General features: G+C 35.0%; 19 protein-coding genes and 1 pseudogene. 15 read left to right on the plus strand and 5 right to left on the minus strand.

Going from position 1 to position 20487, the window contains the following annotated elements:
• Positions 1-11: 11 nt before the first annotated feature.
• Positions 12-392: a helix-turn-helix domain-containing protein gene (locus D612_RS0104145; RefSeq protein ID WP_017754227.1), complete on the minus strand. Its 381-nt coding sequence runs from the start codon at positions 390-392 to the stop codon at positions 12-14.
• Positions 393-421: 29 nt separating this feature from the next.
• On the opposite strand from D612_RS0104145, the gene D612_RS19695 reads away from it, so the two are divergent.
• From D612_RS19695 to D612_RS17850, 9 genes and pseudogenes are all read left to right on the plus strand, one after another.
• Entirely contained in the window at positions 422-559 is a 138-nt protein-coding gene (locus D612_RS19695; protein WP_017754228.1) for a hypothetical protein, read from the plus strand.
• Between the two features lie 52 nt (positions 560-611).
• On the plus strand, positions 612-2081 hold the full coding sequence (locus tag D612_RS0104155) for a recombinase family protein (RefSeq protein WP_017754229.1): 1470 nt from the start codon (positions 612-614) through the stop codon (positions 2079-2081).
• On the plus strand, positions 2068-3627 hold the full coding sequence (locus tag D612_RS0104160) for a recombinase family protein (RefSeq protein WP_017754230.1): 1560 nt from the start codon (positions 2068-2070) through the stop codon (positions 3625-3627). The genes D612_RS0104155 and D612_RS0104160 overlap by 14 nt, the downstream gene beginning before the upstream one ends.
• Before the next feature lie 422 nt (positions 3628-4049).
• On the plus strand, positions 4050-4349 hold the full coding sequence (locus tag D612_RS0104165; protein ID WP_017754231.1) for a UPF0175 family protein: 300 nt from the start codon (positions 4050-4052) through the stop codon (positions 4347-4349).
• Positions 4342-4839 (plus strand): DUF3368 domain-containing protein, encoded by a 498-nt coding sequence (locus D612_RS0104170; protein ID WP_017754232.1) that lies wholly within the window; start codon positions 4342-4344, stop codon positions 4837-4839. Before D612_RS0104165 ends, D612_RS0104170 begins: the two co-directional genes overlap by 8 nt.
• Positions 4840-5346: 507 nt before the next feature.
• A complete protein-coding gene (locus D612_RS0104175) occupies positions 5347-6177 on the plus strand; it encodes a ParA family protein (protein WP_017754233.1) in 831 nt (276 codons plus the stop codon).
• Positions 6170-6664: a hypothetical protein gene (locus D612_RS0104180; protein WP_017754234.1), complete on the plus strand. Its 495-nt coding sequence runs from the start codon at positions 6170-6172 to the stop codon at positions 6662-6664. The genes D612_RS0104175 and D612_RS0104180 overlap by 8 nt, the downstream gene beginning before the upstream one ends.
• Before the next feature lie 3 nt (positions 6665-6667).
• The gene (locus D612_RS0104185; protein ID WP_017754235.1) at positions 6668-7378 is read left to right on the plus strand and encodes a hypothetical protein; all 711 of its coding nucleotides are present in this window, start codon (positions 6668-6670) and stop codon (positions 7376-7378) included.
• 34 nt (positions 7379-7412) lie between these two features.
• Positions 7413-8048 (plus strand): annotated as a pseudogene (locus D612_RS17850) (SpoVR family protein); the annotation flags it as partial.
• A 118-nt stretch (positions 8049-8166) separates the two neighbouring features.
• On the opposite strand, the gene D612_RS0104195 reads toward D612_RS17850, so the two are convergent.
• Positions 8167-10455: a nitric-oxide reductase large subunit gene (locus D612_RS0104195; RefSeq protein ID WP_017754237.1), complete on the minus strand. Its 2289-nt coding sequence runs from the start codon at positions 10453-10455 to the stop codon at positions 8167-8169.
• Positions 10456-10670: 215 nt separating this feature from the next.
• Between D612_RS0104195 and D612_RS0104200 the strand changes: the two genes are divergently transcribed.
• Complete coding sequence (locus D612_RS0104200; RefSeq protein WP_017754238.1) at positions 10671-10871, plus strand: cold-shock protein; 201 nt, start codon at positions 10671-10673, stop codon at positions 10869-10871.
• Positions 10872-11171: 300 nt separating this feature from the next.
• Here the strand turns inward: D612_RS0104200 and D612_RS0104205 are convergent, their stop codons facing one another.
• Positions 11172-12329, minus strand: coding sequence for a TIGR04053 family radical SAM/SPASM domain-containing protein (locus D612_RS0104205; protein WP_017754239.1), 1158 nt, complete (start codon positions 12327-12329; stop codon positions 11172-11174).
• A gap of 218 nt (positions 12330-12547) precedes the next feature.
• Between D612_RS0104205 and D612_RS0104210 the strand changes: the two genes are divergently transcribed.
• The 4 genes from D612_RS0104210 (at position 12548) to D612_RS0104225 (ending at position 16265) form a co-directional block, all read left to right on the plus strand.
• The gene (locus tag D612_RS0104210; protein WP_017754240.1) at positions 12548-13357 is read left to right on the plus strand and encodes a tyrosine-type recombinase/integrase; all 810 of its coding nucleotides are present in this window, start codon (positions 12548-12550) and stop codon (positions 13355-13357) included.
• 211 nt (positions 13358-13568) lie between these two features.
• Positions 13569-14177, plus strand: coding sequence for a DedA family protein (locus D612_RS0104215; protein ID WP_017754241.1), 609 nt, complete (start codon positions 13569-13571; stop codon positions 14175-14177).
• 134 nt (positions 14178-14311) lie between these two features.
• Positions 14312-15250 (plus strand): manganese-dependent inorganic pyrophosphatase, encoded by a 939-nt coding sequence (locus tag D612_RS0104220; protein WP_017754242.1) that lies wholly within the window; start codon positions 14312-14314, stop codon positions 15248-15250.
• 115 nt (positions 15251-15365) lie between these two features.
• A complete protein-coding gene (locus D612_RS0104225; protein WP_017754243.1) occupies positions 15366-16265 on the plus strand; it encodes a LysR family transcriptional regulator in 900 nt (299 codons plus the stop codon).
• 239 nt (positions 16266-16504) lie between these two features.
• Here D612_RS0104225 and D612_RS0104230 read toward each other — a convergent pair whose 3' ends face one another.
• Both D612_RS0104230 and D612_RS0104235 read right to left on the minus strand, forming a co-directional pair.
• A complete protein-coding gene (locus D612_RS0104230) occupies positions 16505-18685 on the minus strand; it encodes a malate synthase G (RefSeq protein WP_017754244.1) in 2181 nt (726 codons plus the stop codon).
• Positions 18686-18968: 283 nt separating this feature from the next.
• Complete coding sequence (locus tag D612_RS0104235) at positions 18969-19184, minus strand: hypothetical protein (protein ID WP_017754245.1); 216 nt, start codon at positions 19182-19184, stop codon at positions 18969-18971.
• 207 nt (positions 19185-19391) lie between these two features.
• Here D612_RS0104235 and ribD point away from each other — a divergent pair, with 207 nt between their 5' ends.
• Positions 19392-20483 carry a bifunctional diaminohydroxyphosphoribosylaminopyrimidine deaminase/5-amino-6-(5-phosphoribosylamino)uracil reductase RibD gene (gene ribD, locus D612_RS0104240; RefSeq protein WP_017754246.1) on the plus strand — a complete coding sequence of 364 codons (1092 nt, stop codon included), beginning with the start codon at positions 19392-19394 and terminating at the stop codon, positions 20481-20483.
• Positions 20484-20487: the final 4 nt, after the last annotated feature.

Consider the following 20487-nt stretch of genomic DNA (forward strand, 5'->3'; position numbering starts at 1 on the left):
TAATGTTTTGGCTAATGATATTTTTTAAGATCACTTTTTTCTTGATCGGTCTGATTTTGAAAAAGTTCAACACCCTGTTCAACCATTTGCAATAAGTAATGTGCCATTGCTGGATTTTGTTTTTCTAGATTAGTGAGCATTGAACTTGCCCTGTTTACTCGATACTGAAATTCATTAAATTCAGTAGCATCAATGTTGTCGTATTCAGTAGAGAGGATGTTTAATTCTTTTTCTAGACTATGTAAGAAAGAAGGTTCAATTTTCTTTGTTTTTCCTGTTTCAAGATTACTTAAATAAGCTGGCGATACATTTAGTCGTCTAGCCAATTGATTTAATCCAATTCTTTTATGTTGTCTAATCGTTCTAATTTTTTGACCAAAATCTTCAAACATGAAAATTCCTCCTTGAAAGGTTGAGTTAAATGACGAAAAAAAGTGAATTAATTATTCAATCAATAAGTTATGTACATGATCCATATGCTGCACAGAAGTGGTTTGAAATTTATGTTGAAATGGTGAAAAGACAGCTGCTTGAGTATGTCAAAAAAGAATTGGACTAGGCTTTTATTTCTTAGCATAAATTTTTAATAATCCTAGCGTGAGGAGGTTAACATGAGAACCGTTGCCTATTATCGCCGATCCACCAACATTCAAGAAAATTCTTTGGAAATGCAAAGACAGATGGCCCGAAACATTTCCTACCACAAAGCTCTTTTGATTGATGAAGAATATATTGACGATGCAGTTTCTAGTCGGAAAAAGACCATAAAGGAACGTTTCGCTCTACAAAAGCTACTTACTGAAATTGAGAAAGAAACTGTCCACACTCTTCTAGTTTATAAGAGAGATCGACTTGCTCGAAACGCAATTGAATATCTTGAAATTTATCATCTATTGCGAGAAAAAAAGATTAATGTCATTTTCACTGCTGAGAATGAAGTCCCCATTCAATATTCTCCTGCTGGTGAGTTGATTGAGTTACTAATGGCTGGTGTGATTCAGCGTGAAGGTGAGCAGATCGTTGAAAGAATTCAGGAAACGATTAAAGCTAACTTTCAAAGAGGTATCACACCAGGTAATCTTCCTTATGGATACTACTATGATCGCAAGACGAGAACGATCCATCGTAATGAAGAACAGCTTTCTATTGTGAAGTTTTTATTCGACCAAGCTGCCAAAGATACGATCAGTTCTATAAAGGAGCTAAAAGATTTATTGCATATCCAAAATGAAATTCCTCAAGATAAAAAATGGTCTACACAAATGATTAAAAAGGTTTTAGCCAATCCAACTTATATGGGGGAGCGAGTACTTAATATTTCGGGTGAAGTATTAAAAAGTCACTATCAACAATTAGCTATTGTAGATGAAAAACAATGGCTCAAGGCACAACAATTTCTTGAACAAACAGCCAAACCAAAGAGATTAACAAATGAACAACCTCCAATTATCTATTCGTTAGCTGGACTACTTATTTGCAAAGAATGCAGGCACCCCTTAACACCATTCACGAGCAGAAGAAATAATCAGCCAACCTTTTACTATCGATGCAAAGAACACTCAATCAAATTTGAAAAAAACTTGATTGAAGCGAAAGTTCTAGATGCTTGTAAAGAATTTTTTCAAACTTTGCTCCAATCTAATTTGCAGGAGCTGTATGACCGCTATCAGCAGGCTAATGAACAAAAGTTGCAGCAAGAGAAAAATAACATTGAAAATGAGTTTGATGCCATAGAGCGACAATTGATAACCAAAACTGAAAAATGGTTTCAAGAAACAAGTGAGCCCGAAAAGGAAAAATTACAGGTACAGTTGCTTAACCTATACGACAAGCAAGAAAATCTCTTGCAGCAAATCGAACAAATTAACCAAGAAATAGCAGAGTTACAAACACTAAAACATCTAATGGAATCCAAATCATCGTTATTGGTTCATGTTGAGCCCTCCTGCGGTGAAACCGATATAAAATCATTATTTCAAGATATTGTAAAAGAAGTTTTACTCAATTCATATACCATGCACATCACATTTAAACATCCTTTCCTGTCTGTAAAGGAGGCGTTTGCAGATGAGGTTAGCTGAAGTTATTTGTGCTGGGATGGAAGGGGTTTTTTACGGTAGGCATTCTACTGACAAGCAAGAAATGGTAATGCAGCAGCATTCAGTTTCAAATCTAATGACTAAATATGGGTGTGATATCGTTGATGAATATTTAGATGCGGGGGTATCAGCTGTAAAAAAGAATCTTCATCAAAGAAAACAATTACAAAGATTAATCAATGATGCTTCCTCTAATAAATTTGATTTTGTCGTTGTTTACAAAGGTGATCGTTTAGCAAGAGATCCAATCGAACATCATTTTATCCGAACGACAATGGAGCTTTATGACATCCCGATTATTGAAAGCTCTACTGAAACCTTATATACCCACGGTGAAAATATTATTGTTCAATTGCTTCAAGATGGCTTATCTAAATTTGAAGCAGATAATATTCGCCAACGAACACGTAATGGTCTTGAATCAAGAGCCCAAAAAGGTTACTGGACAGGTGGAAATGCACCATTCGGTTATCGTTATGATAGGAAAACCCATCGGTTTATCCTATATCCAGAAGAGTTAGAAATAGTAAAACAGATTTTTGACTTATACAAAAAAGCCGAAGGGTTTGATTCCATTTCTAAGAAGCTATCCCAAACAACTAATAATGGGAAAGAATGGACAAAGGAAAAAGTGAAACGAATTGTAACAAACCCCTTCTATTCTGGATACTTGGCTTGGGGGAAGACAAAGCCAGATTCTAAAAATTCATTATCTGACAGGGAAACATGGATTTATGCGAAATGTGATTTTATTGAGCCGGTTATTTCAAAAGAAGATTGGGAGTTTTGTTGGAAACTTTATCAACAAAAGCGTAAACGAAAAGTATCCCCAAAGCATTATAAAACTAGCTTTTTACTAAAAGACCTAGTCTATTGTAAGAATTGCAATCAGTTACTCGATTGTAAAAATCAACAAACAAAGGGAAATAATGGAAAGAAATATGGCAGTAAGATCTACTACTGTTCATTATGTCGGTTACGAATTGAAGCCGATACATTACATGTCATTATCGACTCCCTTCTAAATGATATTCGGACAAACCAGCCTGAACAAATTTTTTTAGGTGTCAAGAAAGGGATTTATAAAGACATTCAAAAAATAGAATCAGAAATTGCTGAACTAGAATCTGCATTAGGAACATACTCGATTCAATGTAACAAAGTGAAAAATGAAATTCAATCACGGCTAAAACAAGAATTATCCGATCAGAATAAAAAAATGCTAAATATAATGACTACATACAGATTAACTTTGAAGAATAGAGTTGAGCAAACAGAAATTCAAATTAGTGAGAAAAGAAAACAAATTGAGCAATTTAAACAAGTGGATGCGGCAAAAGAATCATGGAATATTATCCTTCAAGATGCCTTTACTAACAGGAATGATATCAATCCAAGTGATCTTCGCAGGCTGTTAATTCATTTAGTATCTACGATTACTGTTGATAAAGAATTAAGGATAGAATATCAATTACGGCATAACTTGATTAAGAAAGAAACGAATAATCAATTGGAATTGCTTTTTTAACAAACCTCCTAGCGATAGGAGGTTATATTATTGGATTAGCTCGGTTTTTAGGTGTAGATTTTTGTTTTCGAACAGAAACCTCTCGGTCTAAAGGTAGGGGCGGTATACCGCCCCTACCTTTAGACCGAGCTTGATATGACTGAAATATTACTTGACCCTTGCTAATCCTGAACAAGTCTATATTTATGAGTATGGACAGTAATTTCAAATTATAAACGTGTTCGGTGATTAGGTAAGTGGAGTGTCAAGGTCTATTCAAATTTCTCGGTCATTAGGTGTGGGGATGATTGTTGGATCAGTCAATTTAGTTTTGTAGGGTAATTAATAAAGATTTAGCTGTTCCAGAATCTATTCCTGCATAATTCACTACTAGAAAATGATATAATGGTATTAATGAAATAATTGTCAGGGAGGTTGGTATCATGGCTATGGAAGAACCAAAAGCAAGGGTTGGGATAAATCCAGACTTCTTGCCTTTTTTACAAGGAATCCATGATGATTCCATAGATGAGGATGTTAATTTGTCGTTAGCCATTTACTTATTTACTGCAAAAAAGGTTACATTGGCACGCGCGGCTGAACTTGCGGGAAAAAGCATAGCGGATTTTATTCAGGTTTTGATCAATCATAACATTCATTGGGCTGAGTATACGGATGAACACAAGAAACAAGACGATGAAACTATCGAATTTCTATTAAGAGAAGATGGAATGCATGATTAAAGCGATAAGTAATACAAGCCCTATTATTGGGTTATCTATGATTGGCCAAATTGAATTGTTATGGGAATTATTTGATATCTATATTCCGCAAGAGGTATACAATGAGGTTGTTATCGAAAGCAGCGATCATGCGATTGGTAAATATGAATTACAAAATGCAGTGGCAGAAGGGTATATAAGAATTTATCAAGTCCAAGATCAGGACTTTATTTCAAAAGCTTATGGTCGGTTACATAGAGGGGAACTTGAGGTAATCGTTGGTGGGAAAGAATTAGGAGTAAGTGTAGTTATTATTGATGAAATTTCAGCAAGAAATTTTGCAGAGGCACTTTTGCTAAAGCCACTTGGCATACTGGGAATTTTAAAACTTGCTAAAGCTAAGGGGAAAATTCAAGAGATAAAACCGTTTTTAGATATACTTGTTTCGAAGAAATTTAGAATATCTAAAAAAATGATAAACCAAGTATTACAAGAGGTTGGAGAAGGGTAGGCGGTTAGTCGTAAGAATATCTTTTATGTCTTTAATTATAGAGGTCTTTAAGATACCAGGTTGTTTAATATTATTTGAAATCAACTATCGCAAAGTGAAATCTGCAAATAAGCCTTGATATCCTAAACCTACCTAACTGCCTAGATTGATATCACAGGTTTAAGCCCCGTCCCTTGGTAAACTTGGACAAGTCTTTATTAAATAGTTTGGACAAAAATTTTCATTTATAATCTTATTAGGTGACTAAGTAAATCCAATGTAAGATTGATTATATAATTTATTTTGCTTTTAGGTTACTGTTTTTTGTTAGTATCCCACTAAAAATGTTGGAAGTTCAAAGCTCACAAGATAATATGATTTAGTCAGTAATTCATTTTCATACGGACAGATTTTATGGCAATATACTATTTTTTTTTTATTGTAATATGTAAATTTTCATTTAATTTAGAATTTCGATGGATATATGTTGGAAATTCCTGAATACTTAGGGTTTAAGGAGAGATGATTATGAAGGTTATTAGTCTAATAAATATGAAAGGTGGAGTTGCCAAGACTACCTTAGCTATTAATATTGCTGATTGTTTATATAAAAGACACGGTAAAAGTGTTTTAGTAATAGATGTTGATCCTCAATTTAACGCTACTCAGTGTTTGATGAGCGGTAAGGAATATGTTAAGTATTTAAAAGACGGAAATGATACAGTGGTTAATGTGTTTGATAGGAGTTTTCGCCCAACAGTAGGTATAGTTGAAGGGCAAAAGGTTAACAAACCCAAAAGTTTGGGTGATATTAAAACCTATAAAACATTAAGAGGGTTTGAATTGCTGCCAGGTGCATTAGATTTATATAAGTTGGAAATGGCTCCTGGTCAAGGAAGAGAGTATCGTATAAAAAATTATTTAAGGGAGAAAAATTATGACTATGTGATTATCGATACTCCGCCAACTCCATCTGTTTGGATGACAAGTGCACTACTTGCATCAGATTTTTATTTAATACCAGTTAAACCAGATCCTATCAGTCTAACAGGAATAGATTTATTACATGGAATAATATCAGAAAAAACAGAGAACTTCGGGCTAACTATTAAATGTTGTGGTTTGGTGTTTACTATAGCGGAAGCACATACAAAAATTTTTAAAAATGCGAAAAATAGTATTACAAATAGTAAGAGATGGAAAGGAAAGCTCTACAAAAACCACCTCTTGAAACGGGTTGAAGTTGCACGTACCCAATTAAAACAGGAATTTATTTTAGATATAGGGGATTCAGAATTAAAAAGAAGTTTAACAAGTATAGTGCAAGAACTTATTGAAAGGACTGATGATAATGAATAAAAAACAGGAGGGTGAAATAAATAAAGCGATTAACTTTTTGGAAGAATTTATTTGGTTATTTGAATCAAAAAGGAACTTTAAATTTAATGAAGTTCCCAACATCTTAAGAGAATTACTAGATGATCCAGTTAACATTGGCCCTGTTGAAAAGAAATATGTATCCCCTAATCCTAATATTCATTTTCTAATAGGAGTTTTACCAAGATTATTTAAAGATAGAAGTTTATTTCCTTTAAATTCTAGTATTATACAATTTGCAAATGAGGTATTGGATATTGATGTATCCTCTAATGCCAAACGTTCTAGAATTGAATTAATTGGACATATAGTATGTGAAACTGACAATTTAAGTGATTCAAAATTAGAAAAACTAGTTCGAGCGTTAACCCAATTAACTGGTGATGAAGAAAAGCTCACGAAGGTGAAAGAAGCACAAATAAATAATAATTTTTCATGGAACGAAACAATTCAAAAGTTGACGGAGTAGAACATGAGTAGAGAAATATCCCAAGACTGCAAACAACTCATTGATTTTTTTCAAAATTATAATTTTGGTGCGTATCTTTCTAATCACATATTTAAAGAACGATTAACTTCTATGCATAAAAAAGTGTTTGGATTTTTAACTTTTATTGCAGAAGTTGAGTTTCAAAATTCTCAAGAGAAATTTATAGATCTAAAATCATTAGATTATTTAAAGGAAAGTGGTTCAGACTTAATACAATCTCTTTTTTGTTGGGTAAACGGCACTTATAAGCCAGCTGAAATGTTACTAAGAAGTTCTATTGAAACATATATCAAGGCTATATTGGGTAATACAGATGACGAAGTGTTTAAAGAAAAAAGCATGTATAAATTATTTGATTTGGCAAAAGATCATCCTTTCTTTAAAGGTAATACTAGAAAAGAGGAGTATTTTTCTATAATACACAGTAATTATAAGATGCTTTGCATGACAACTCATACTGCAACTATTGATAATTTAATTTCAGTAGACACACTTAAGTTGCTTCCAAGGTTTAATCCAAAAACATCGGAGCAGTTTTCTCAACTATATTTATCAACCGTTAATATGTTTCTTGGAGTAGTATTAATTAATTTCCATGCTAGCATATATAATATGCATCCTATAAATAGAACCAACTTTTTTGATACAATCCCTCTTGCAATAAAAAAGCAAAATCATGAGGAAATAGATTAATTAACCATTTTTTAAAAAATAAGCACCTTAGCAGAACGAAGGCTGGGCTTCGTACTGGCATGCTCGCATCATTCGAGAAATGGAGTTAACTTCAGATGAAGCGATTGAATTTGCAAAGTTGAATGCTGGTGTAGTTCAACCCTCACGTACTTCAATAAATCCATATTATTTAGGTTTGAAAATATTTGAAGATATCGAGGATCGCTATAATAATCCTACAGAAGAAATGGAGAAACAAGGTGTAAAGCCTGGTTCAGGAAGGGAAAAAATCTTTGAGGTTCGCGAAGTTGAGTCTGATATTTCGTTTATACGAAACTATTTGACGAAGGATTTAGTATTACGTGAGGATATGTATTTGTTTCAAAAGCAAGGAAAAGATTATAAAATCATCGATAAAGAGTGGAAGAATATTCGTGACCAGCTTGTTAACATGCGGGTAAACGGGGGCTTTCCTTATATTACAGTTAATGACGGTGACTTCTTGAAGAATGGGGAGCTATATTTAAAGCATTGGTATGAAGGAATCGAGCTTGACATTAAATATTTAGAGAAAGTGTTACCATATATTCATCAGCTATGGGGTCGATCTGTGCATATGGAAACTGTTGTTGAAAACAAAAATGTTCTATTTACGTATGATGGGAAAAACATGCATCGCAAATATTTATAGGAATAGGGGATGGAGCTGCCGAGAATCGGTAGCTCCTTTTTGGTAAAACTTACAATAAACTGCACTACACTATACATAATGGTCTACTGTATTTCCATTTATTTCACTAACAACAAATTTATTTTTCAACAGACTTTGTATTTGTGCTGTAATCATGTGTTTCATCTGTTAATGACCAACCGGTTTTGAGTCCGAGAATGAACCATCCTAAAGCCAATACGCCAATTGCAAAAATCGTATCACCAACGACACGCATCCAATGCCAGAATTGGACAATATCTTTCTGTAAAAATTCAGCAGATCTCGCATACCACATGCCATGTTCGAAGCTTGCCCAAGTTTGTAATAATCCTACTGGCAGTAAGCTTAATAATGCCATTAACGCCAGTCCGATATTGATGGCCCAAAAGGCAAAGCTGAGCACTTTCGTCTTCCATACGCGTTGTCCGGTAAGTCCTTTTAAACAGAACAGCATAAGTCCGAAGCCCAGCATCCCATATACACCGAACAGGGCAGTGTGGCCATGAAGTGGTGTCGTATTTAAGCCTTGCATGTAATAAAGTGCAATTGGTGGATTGATGAAAAAGCCAAATAAACCAGCTCCGACTAAATTCCAAAATGCAACTGCAACGAAGCAGTAGATTGGCCATTTATATGCTACAACCCATGGTTTTGTCCGACTTAATGTTAAGTTCTCATATGCCTCAAAACCGATTAGTACTAGCGGTACAACCTCTAATGCACTAAATACTGCTCCGTAAGCAATGAGGCCTAACGGGGCACCATTAAAATATAAATGATGAAATGTTCCAATAATCCCGCCAAATAAGAAAATGGTTGTTGAAAAAAGGACGGATGCAGTCGCGGTTGATGTTCGTAACAACCCCATTCGTGTAAATAAAAACGCCATTACAACTGTTGCAAATACTTCGAAAAATCCTTCTACCCACAAATGAACAATCCACCAGCGCCAATATTCTGCCATTGCTAAATGTGTTTGCTGTCCCCATAATAATCCTGGGATATAGAACAATGGAATTGCTGATGCGGCCAAGAGAAACATTGCTAATAGGTGTCGATCTTCCTTTGATTTTTTAAATGCTGGAAGCAATGCTCGTCCCATTAAAAATAACCATAGAAAAAGTCCGACAGTTAAAAAGATTTGCCAAAATCGCCCTAAGTCGACATATTCATAGCCTTGATGTCCAAACCAGAAGTTTGTTGTATTATCGAATTTTTGAGCTACGCCCATCCATTGCCCGGCCATTGAACCGACTACGATGATAAGCAAGCATATAAATAAGAAATTGACTAATGCGCGCTGCCCCTTTGGCTCATATCCTGAAACAGCAGGTGCCATAAATAAACCAGTAGCTAGCCATGCTGTTGCTATCCATAAAATCCCTAATTGCGTATGCCATGTTCGAGCAACAGAATAAGGTAGCCATTCTTGAATTGGAATTCCATAAAAACCAGCTCCTTCAACTGCATAGTGGGCTGCTATAGCTCCAAGGCCAACTTGAACAACGACAAGTGCGGTAACAACCCAAAAGTATTTTAATGTTGCTTTCATGGAAGGTGTCGCTGATAAACCTAAAAGTGGATCTTTCTCCGGATATACTTCTGGGAGTGAGCTTTCCTTATGACGCTGCACCGCGAAGTACCAAGCAAGCGCACCAATTCCTGCGAGAAGCATTACAAAACTAACAACAGACCATATAATAAGTTCACCTGTTGGACGATTGCCGACTAGCTCTTCACTAGGCCAGTTATATGTATAAGAGACATCCTCACCTGGCCTATTCGTAACTGTTGCCCACGTACTCCAGAAGAAAAAAGTATTCAAGTCGTCCATACGATCTTCGTCTTTAATCGTATTAATCGGGATAGCGTAATGGTCTCTTAAATCGGAGATTTCAGGATCATCCATAAAAAGTCTTGCATAATAATTGCTTAAATAATCATATGCATCAGCGCGGTCATAAGATATGACTAATTCCTTCGTTTTTTCATTATACGTATTTGTGCGCATTTCTTCTTGTAGTCGCGCCCTAAGAGATGCTTGTTGTTCGTTATTAAGTGCCTCGTAATCATTGCCGAATTCAACCTCAGCCCATCTATTTAAAAGTAGCAGTGATTCACGATGGAGCCAGTCCGCATTCCAATCAGGTGCAACATATGCACCGTGTCCCCAAATACTTCCAAGCTCTTGCCCGCCTATAGATTGCCAAACGTTTTGCCCATCTCTAATATCTTGTCCAGTGAACAACAGTGTGCCGTCTTCTGTAACAACTCGATCGGGAATGGGTGGCATAACTTGATAAATTCGTCCTCCATAATACCCTAAAATAGCAAAGGAAATAATAATAACAAGGCTTAAAGAAATCCATAATTTTTTGTAACTCATTTCAATCCTCCTTTTAAGGTTAAGTTTTCCTTTTTTGAGATTTATATGCATGAATTACTAACAATAAATAATGCAGTCGCTGTAAGAGTTTTTAACAAAATAACTTTTAGAAAATAATGTTTAGTAAATTTTGTTTTAAATAAATTTTTATGGACATACTAAAAAGGCAAGTGAAAATTGCAATTCTTTTACAATAGCTAGGAGGCAACAAAAAAATGGAACGTGGTAAAGTAAAATGGTTTAATAGTGAAAAGGGCTTTGGATTTATTGAGAGGGAAGATGGTGAAGATGTCTTTGTTCATTTCTCAGCTATTCAAGGCGAAGGCTTTAAAACATTAGATGAGGGCCAGGAGGTTACTTTTGAAATTGAAAATGGCCAACGAGGACCTCAAGCGACAAACGTCCAAAAAGTATAATGTTTAGATAAAGAGGTGTCCAATGAAAAGCGGACACCTCTTTTTTAAAAGATAAGAAAGTATATAATTTTGCGCTTCGGAATCCAGCTCCAGCGCCCAGCGACTAGTAAACTTCGCTCATCTCTTTTGCGATAGGTCAACATCGACTCTTCCTTCGACGTGTTTTGTTTATCTCAGTCGATGCGCTCTTAGTTTATACGTCGCTAATCAGGGCGCTTGCGCTTTTTTTAATGGAAGAATAAAAAGCAATATAATACCCCTTTAGCGAGCCGCATTCGATTCGCAAAAGGGGTATTTCTATTATTTAGTATGTTCCTTTTTTCTTAATGCTTGTGGTATATAAACACAGAATGGTTCACTCTCAAGATAATCGCCAGTTATCGCGTATGTTCGGGATCTTGAACCACCGCAAACGTAACGAAATTCACAAATACCGCATTTCCCTTTGTAAATGTCCGGATTACGCAACTCCTTTAATACAGGGGATTCACGATAGATTTCAGCAAGCGGTTGTTCGCGGACATTGCCGACTTTTATAGGTAACAAGCCACTTGGAAGAACGTCACCAGTATGAGAAACAAAAATAAAACCATTTCCATCATTAACACCCTTAGGAGCGCGCTTTATACCGTCAATCAAAGAAGCACTGTCGGTTGTAATTGAATCTTCATACTTGATATCACCTTTATCAACAAGGTGATCTCTCATTTTTTCTTGAATAACAACCCGACGGTAATGTTGTGCAGCTGTTGTTTTAATGTCATATGGGGCTGTTTTACTAAGGTCATACAACCATCTAAATACCTTTTCATGTTCAGCAGGTGTTAGGCAATCTTTTATTTGGCCGCGCCCTGTCGGTACTAAAAGGAAAATATACCACATTACTGCCTTTAAATCTTTAATTAATTCCGCCATTTGTTCTAAATGATCGTAGTTATAGCGAGAGATAACTGTATTAATTTGCAAAGGCATATTTAGTTCATTTAAATATTTTATCTTTTCTAATGTAAGATCGAATGAACCTGGTGTACCTCTGAAAAGATCATGTATTTCGGGCGTTGGCCCATCTAGACTAAAACCCCAACGAGATAAACCAACTTCTTTCGCCTGCTTCATCTTTTCTTTTGTTACATTATCAGTTGCGCTCGGCACCATTGAAACGCGCATACCCTTCTTGATTGCATAATCTGCAAGTTCAATTAAATCCTTTCTCATCATACAATCTCCGCCGGTAAATACTAGCATTGGATTGTTCATTTCATAGATTTGGTCAATTAGCTGTATTCCTTCTTCATGGGTTAGCTCATTTGGATCTGGTGTTGTTTGTGCATCAGCTCGACAATGAACGCATTTTAATTGGCAGGCTCTTGTAACCTCCCAAATTACAATAAAAGGATTTTCGTTATAATCAATTGAAATATGCTGTGGATGACCGTGAGGATGACCTTTACTTTCCAATATTTATCACCTAACCTTTTTTATAGTTACTTCAAAAACTAGTGTCATATAACAAGTATAGAATTTTTAACAACACTATGAATCGATTGATTGTTACAATAAATTTACAAAAATTATAGATGCTTCGTTTAAAGGGCAGTTAAAGGGCAGTTTTTATTTTACTTCTACGAACTTAAAGTGTATAATAAAGCATAAAGACTGTTAGAGGGGGGATCATCTTGACAACTGATGTTAGTACTATTGATCAATTTGAAGAATGGTTATTAAAGCAAGATAAGTCACCGAATACAGTAAAAACTTATATTAGTGTTATTCAGAAATTTCGTTTATGGTTGGAAGAAAGAGGTCAAAGTCTTGAACAACTGAATAAGTCTATTGTCCAAGACTATATGAATGAACTAGAAATGGAAGGAAAAAGTGCTGCAACGATTGATAAAATTTTTGCAACAATCCGGGTTTATACGCAGTTTATAAATAGATCAGAAATTACTGAAAATATTCATCGAAAAGAAAAGGAAAAAAATATATATCAAACTGTACCTGAATTTTTAAATAAAAGTGAAAGAGCGACTCTTTTACAAGAGGTTGAAAAAGATAAAGATGTTCGCAATATAGCGATTGTATATATGTTACTGTATACTGGAATTCGCTTGTCCGAGCTTTGTAATTTAGACCGTAGTCATGTTGAAATAGCAGGCGATAAAGGGAATGTAAATATTGTGATACTAAATGGGAGTGCAAAGAGAACGGTTCCAATACCCGAAGATGCTCTTAAGCCTATTAAGAACTATATTGATTCTCTAAGTGAAGACTACCAAGGTCCATTGTTTATTTCAAAGCAAAATAAAAGATTAACGACACGCTCGATCCAGTACATGCTTGAAAAGTACAATATAAATCCTCACAAATTACGACATACTTTTTGCCACGATCTCATTGAAAAGGGTGTCGATATTGCCACCGTTGCGCAACTAGCTGGACATAATGATATTAATATAACAAAAAGGTACAAAATCAAAGGTGCATAATATATTTTATAACGAAACACACGGGCGCTTTGTCTTGGATTAGTCTTTTTTATAAAAACAGCTCTATTTCATAATTAATTTAGAGCTGTTTTTTGTTGTTCATAATTTATAAATTGAAGAAATCTTATAGAAGTTTTACAATATTAGCAATAAGTCATTAATTTTCTAAAATACTAATTTAGGTTACCGAATTAGGAAAGAAGATGATCGTTTGGATTTTAATATTTTGTTGCCTTATATAAAAGAATACGGTTATATAGCACTATATTTAATATTGTGGATTGGTTTTTTTGGTTTCCCTGTTCCAAACGAAGTGATCGTCATGACAAGTGGTTTAATTGCAAATAAAAGTGTTCTTCATCCAATTTTTACGTTTGTTATAACTTATTTAGGGGTAATTTCAAGCTTAACGACCTTATATTGTATGGGGAGATTTGGAGACAGACTAGCAAAAACGAAGAAAAGAATTCATTCTGATAAACTGAAAAATGCGAAAGACATGATTAAAAAACACGGAGCTTTCTCGTTATGTATTAGTTACTACTTTCCAACAGCAAGGCATTTAATTCCATTAATTTTAGGTACTAATAATTTTCCCTATCGAACATTCGCGCTTTACTCATATTCAAATGCATTGATTTGGACTTCGATATATTTTTTAATTGGCTACGAATTTGGTGCATATATTAATGTGATCGGTTCTTATGTTTATCGATATGGGTGGTATGGATTAGGACTAATCATATTTATTGGGGTAGTGTTTTATGTTTGGAAAACGAAAAAGACAACAAAACCCGATAAGAAACAACAAATCGAATAACACTTAGTTTTTGAAAATTTTTTCTGTACCAGATGAAATTGTGTAATGATATGATAAAAAAAAAGTGATAATATATATAATGGAAATCGAAGAAACGGTTTACTTATTTGGATAAGTTTAAAGGAGAGAACTAAATGGAAAAAGTGTTTATTCTTGGTCACAAAAATCCAGATACAGATTCGATTTGTTCTGCAATCGCGTATTCTGAATTGAAAAATAAGCTAGGTGCTAAGACAGAGCCTATTCGTTTAGGGGTTATTAATGCAGAAACTCAATATGCATTAGACTATTTCAAGATGGCTGCACCACGATTAGTTGAAGCTGTAGCCAAAGAAGTAAATAGTGTCATTTTGGTTGATCATAACGAACGCCAACAAAGTGCAGATGATATCAGCGAAGTCCGTATTCTTGAAGTTGTTGATCATCACCGAATTGCAAACTTTGAAACGAAGGATCCTTTATATTTTCGAGCGGAACCAGTTGGTTGCACAGCAACAATATTAAATAAAATGTATAAGGAAAAAGGCATTACAATTCAAAAAGAAATTGCTGGATTAATGTTATCTGCAATTATTTCAGACTCATTATTGTTCAAATCACCGACATGCACAGAAGAGGACATCGCTGCTGCTAGGGAGTTAGCTGAAATAGCTGGAGTTAATATTGATACGTACGGTTTAGATATGCTAAAAGCCGGAGCAAATTTAAATGATAAAACTGTTAGCGAATTAATTTCACTTGACTCAAAAGAGTTTCAAATGGGTAGTTCAAAAGTACAAGTAGCACAAGTGAACACTGTTGATACTAGTGAGGTACTTAGCCGTCAGGGTGAATTAGAGGAGGCAATTACAAAAGAGGTTGTCGCTAAGAATTTAGATTTATTTTTGTTCGTCATCACTGATATTTTAAATAGCGATTCAGTTGCCTTAGCAATTGGTAAAGCAACAGCTAATGTTGAAGAAGCCTTTGATGTGAAGTTAAATAATAATACAGCTATTTTAAAGGGTGTTGTTTCACGGAAGAAACAAATTATTCCACAATTAACCGATACATTTAACAATTTAGTTAGATAATTTTCTGTTTTTAGCGTTATCTCGGTTTACTGAGGTAGCGCTTCATTTTTTTGGCTCCTTTTCTAGTTGGAAAAAGATTATAATAAAGGAAGCAGCAAAATAAGAGGTGAGTTTTGTGGATATCCGCCATTTAGAGTATTTTTCTGAGGTTGCAAGGCTACTTAGCTTTACGAAAGCTGCTTCCACGTTGCATGTTTCGCAGCCTTCATTAAGCAAAGCAATTCAAAATTTAGAAAATGAGTTAGGTGTACAATTATTTTATCGTTCTCCAAAACAACTAGAATTAACAGATGCTGGTAAAGCTGTATTAGTGAATGCTAAACATGTATTAGATGCGTTTAAAAATCTAACTTCGGAACTTACCGATATTTCAAATTTAAAAAAAGGTGAAATAAAAATAGGAATACCACCTATCATGGGGGCTGCATTTTTCTCAAAGCTGATCAGCCAATATAAAGAAATCTACCCTTTAGTACAAATTCATTTAACTGAGGTTGGATCAAAAAAGATAAAAGAAGGGGTGGAGGATGGATCGTTAGATATTGGATTAGTCTGCAATATCCCAATCAAGAGTGACATGTTTGAGGTAATCCGGTTATTAAATGATCCATTATTGGCGATTATGCATAAGGAAAATCCATTGGCAAAAAAGGAAGTTATTCAGCTTTCAGACTTACAGAATGAACCTTTTGTTTTATATCGAAAGGATTTCTCACTTTATGATCGAATAATTGATGTTTGCTCGAGAAATGGTTTTTCTCCAATTATTGCTTGTGAATCTTCACAAAAGGATTTCATTGTAGAAATGGTGGGGGCGAAATTAGGAGTAGCTTTACTGCCTAGTAAGATATGTAATGAAATAAAAAATAAAGAAATTGTATCAAAAGCGATTCCGTTTTCTGAGCTTAGTTTAGAGCTAGGGATGATTTGGAAGAAAAATAAATATTTATCGTTTGCAGTTCGTGAATTTATAGCGATGTCTGAACAATACCTTGAAGATGAAACAGCAATTTAAAAATGATATGAACGGGTCCGATATGCATTACGTGCATATCGGACCCGTTTTTTAAAAGTTAAGAAAGCATAATTTTGCGCTTTGGAATCCAGCTCCAGCGCCCAGCGACTAGTAAACTTCGCTCATCTCTTTTGCGAAAAGTCAACACATCGACTCGTCCCTCGACGTGTTTTGTTTATCTCAGTCGATGCGCTCTTAGTTTATACGTCGCTAATCAGGGCGCTTGCGCCTTTTTTATGTTATTGAATTACGGCAAATTTAGCTTTTGCCTCGATGCGTCGTTTGTGTAATATTGGTTCTGTATAACCACTTGGTTGGTCATAGCCTTTAAAGATTAAATCGCACGCCGCTTGAAAAGCGACAGAATTATCATAGTCAGGTGCCATTGGTCGATAAGCGGAATCACCTTCGTTTTGTTTATCAACAACAATAGCCATACGCTTTAAAGTCTCAATGACTTCGTCTTTTGTGCAAATACCATGATGTAACCAGTTAGCCATATGTTGACTAGAAATTCGGAGCGTTGCCCGATCCTCCATTAAGCCAATATTATTTATATCAGGTACTTTCGAACATCCTACCCCTTGTTCAACCCAACGTACAACATAACCAAGAATACCTTGAGCATTATTTTCTAGTTCTTGCTGAATCTCTTCGGCAGTCCAAACTGGATTTTTTTGTACTGGAACCGTTAGAATTTCATTACGAAAATCCTTTATGCTTTTAGCAAGTTCAGCTTGAACATCTTTCACATTAACTTGATGATAATGTAGTGCGTGCAATGTCGCGGCAGTAGGTGAAGGTACCCATGCTGCATTACCGCCGGCATTTAGATGACCTATTTTTTGTTTTAGCATTTCCGCCATTAAGTCTGGCATTGCCCACATACCTTTACCGATTTGGGCTTTACCCGGTAGGCCACACATAAGTCCCACTGATACATTTGATTTTTCGTACGATTGTAGCCATATTGATGATTTCATTTCATTTTTACGGATCATCGGACCTGCTTCCATTGAAGTATGGATTTCATCACCAGTCCGATCTAAGAAACCGGTATTAATGAATACAATTCGTTCCTTTACTTCACGAATACATGCTTTTAAATTTAAAGATGTTCGTCTTTCTTCATCCATTACGCCGATTTTTAAAGTGTTACGTTTTAATTGTAACATGTCCTCAATTCGGTCAAATAGCTTATTTGCAAAGGCCACTTCCTTTGAACCATGCATTTTGGGCTTAACAATATATATAGAGCCTTTAGCAGAATTTTGATATTTTGCATTGCCAAGGAGATTATGTTTAGCAATTAAACTAGTAATGATACCGTCCATAATTCCTTCAGGGATTTCATTACCATTTTGATCTAAAACTGCATTGGTTGTCATTAGGTGACCAACATTACGAACGAATAACAATGATCTACCATGTAATGTAATTGTGTTACCCGCTAGTGTGGTGTAGACACGATCAGAATTAAGCACGCGTGTCATTTCTATTTTTCCTTTTGTGAATGTCGCCGCAATGTCCCCTTTATTAAGACCTAACCAATTACGGTAGGCACGAACTTTATCATCAGCGTCAACAGCAGCAATCGAATCCTCCAAATCCATGATTGTTGTTACAGCTGATTCCATTAAAATATCCTTTACCCCAGCCTGATCACTTTGACCAATTGGGTGTACGCGATCAATTTGTATTTCAAAATGAAGGCCATTGTTTTTCAATAAGATAGCAGATGGATTATCTTGTTCTCCTTGGTAGCCAATTAGCTTTGTATTGTCTTTTAAAGTTGTCAATTCGCCATTTTCTAGTGAAGCAGATAAACAATTATTAACGATTGAGTATTGAAGCACATTTTTGTGTGAGCCGCTATTTAATGGAATTGTTTGATCTAAAAAGTCCTTTGCATAGCGAATTACTTTATTACCACGAATCGGATTGTACGAACCAGCTTTTGATGCGCCGTCATCCTCACTTATTGCATCTGTTCCATAAAGTGCATCGTACAAACTTCCCCAGCGCGCATTTGCAGCATTAATTGCATATCTCGCATTATCAACAGGAACAACTAGCTGCGGTCCAGCTTGGACTGCAATTTCATCATCGACATTTTCAGTTGTAATTTGAAAGTCCTCTACTTCTGGTTCAACATACCCAATTTCTTCCAAAAACAAACGATATTTTTGGAAATCGCTGTTATCTTTATTTTCTTTATGCCATTCATTTATTTTGGCCTGAAGCACATCACGTTCCTGCAATAAAGCTTTGTTTTCTGGAGCTAACTCAGAAATAATTTCTTCAAAGCTACTCCAGAATTGTTCAGAAGTGATTCCTGAACCTGGAAGTGCTTCATTATTAATAAAATCCCGAAGAACGGGTGCGACCTGGAGATTGCCGATTTTTACATAATCCGTCATTTCAAAAATTCCCCCTTCAAATAAACAATAGTAAGGTACAATTATTAAATTGAATATTTTGAAAATTCAAGCCCTACTATTCACATTTTTCGATGTACTATTTATTATAAGGTGTATTTTCTATTCAATAAAATACATATTTCGAATAGTTATTATTCGATTTAGTTATAGACTCTGTAAAACACGCATAGTAGTGCATAATTAGCCTGCTGTATAGGGATTAGCAAGTGTTTCAATCAGAAGATATTGCATATCCTATGCTGCAGGCTTTATGTAGTATGTTTTAAAGGTGCATTTTAGAATTTTGACGGTCATGTATCCAATTGTTAATGTCTGTTTTTTTTGTGAAAACTAAAAAGAAATTCATTGCCCAAATACCAACAAACTGTTCAATTGAACTAAAATAAATTGTACTATAATGTTTTAAGCGCATGACAATAAAGGATTCAATTACAATTAAAACAAAGCCAAGGACAAAAGATGCACCGACACGAAACAAAGTAATCTCCTTCTTTCGTCTTTCTTTATATTAATTTTACCATGAAATTCACATAAAAAACGAAGAGAAAAATGTTTGTGCTATAATTCACAAATTCGACACGTCAAGTAGATTGACCATGCTTAGAATGTCATTTAATCTAAAATTAGCCATAATTTTTGCGAGGTAATAAGCATGGTTCTTTCAAACTACTAATAAGGTGATAATATGACAGATTTAGATTTTATGACGCTTGCATTACAATTAGCAAAAAGTACAAAAGGACAAACTAGTCCTAATCCTTTAGTTGGTGCTGTCTTAGTAAAAGATCACCAAATTGTTGGGTTAGGTGCAAGTTTGAAGGCTGAAGATCCTCATGCTGGAATTATAGCTATACAGATGGCAGGAGCAAAGGCAAGAAATGCGACGTTATATATTACCTTAGAACCAAGTGTGGATTATGGTCGTAGTTTAAGTTGTATTGACATGATTATTTCAAGCCAAATTGATCGGATAGTCATTGCTACTTTAAATCCGGATCCAAAACATAAAGGAGAAGGGGTAAAATCTCTCAAAATTGCAGGTTTAAAAGTTGATATTGGTGTTTTAAAGGAGAAGGCTGATGAAGTAAATAAAGTTTTCTTCCATTTTATTAAATTAGGAATGCCGTATGTCACTTTAAAGGCTGCAATGACGATGGATGGAAAAGCAGCAACGATAGCAGGGGACCAGCTAGTTCCATGTGAAGATACTAGATTAGATATCCATCAATATCGACATGAGCATGACGCCGTAGTAACTGGGGTAAATACTATATTAAGAAATGATCCATATTTAACAACAAGGCTCCCGTTAGGCGGTAAAAACCCCATTCGAATTGTTCTGGATACAAATCTTCGAACACCCCTTGATGCAAAAGTAATTAATGATCATTGTGTAGATACGTGGATTGTTGTTAGTAGGTATGCACCTACTGATAAAGTATTGAGTATGAAATCAAAAAATGTTGAAATCATTCAGCTTGCTGAAGAAAAAATAAATATTGTGAGCCTATTAAAGCTACTAGGGAAAAAAGGAATTTCATCCTTATTTGTTGAAGGTGGACCTCAAATCCTAGGAAGCTTTATGCAATCCAAAGTAGTAAATGAAATCGTCACTTATATATCTCCAAAAATTGTTTGTGGTGCAAATGCACCAACATCAATTGGTGGTGAGGGAATTGGAATGATGAACAATGCTATTCAACAAAAAATAAAATCAATTGAACAAATTGGAGAAGATATTAAAATCGTGTCCTCACCGATTTGGGATCATGAATGAAAGG

It is taken from the genome of Calidifontibacillus oryziterrae, from assembly GCF_000331575.1.
Classification (GTDB): Bacteria; Bacillota; Bacilli; order Bacillales; family Bacillaceae_J; genus Calidifontibacillus_A; species Calidifontibacillus_A oryziterrae.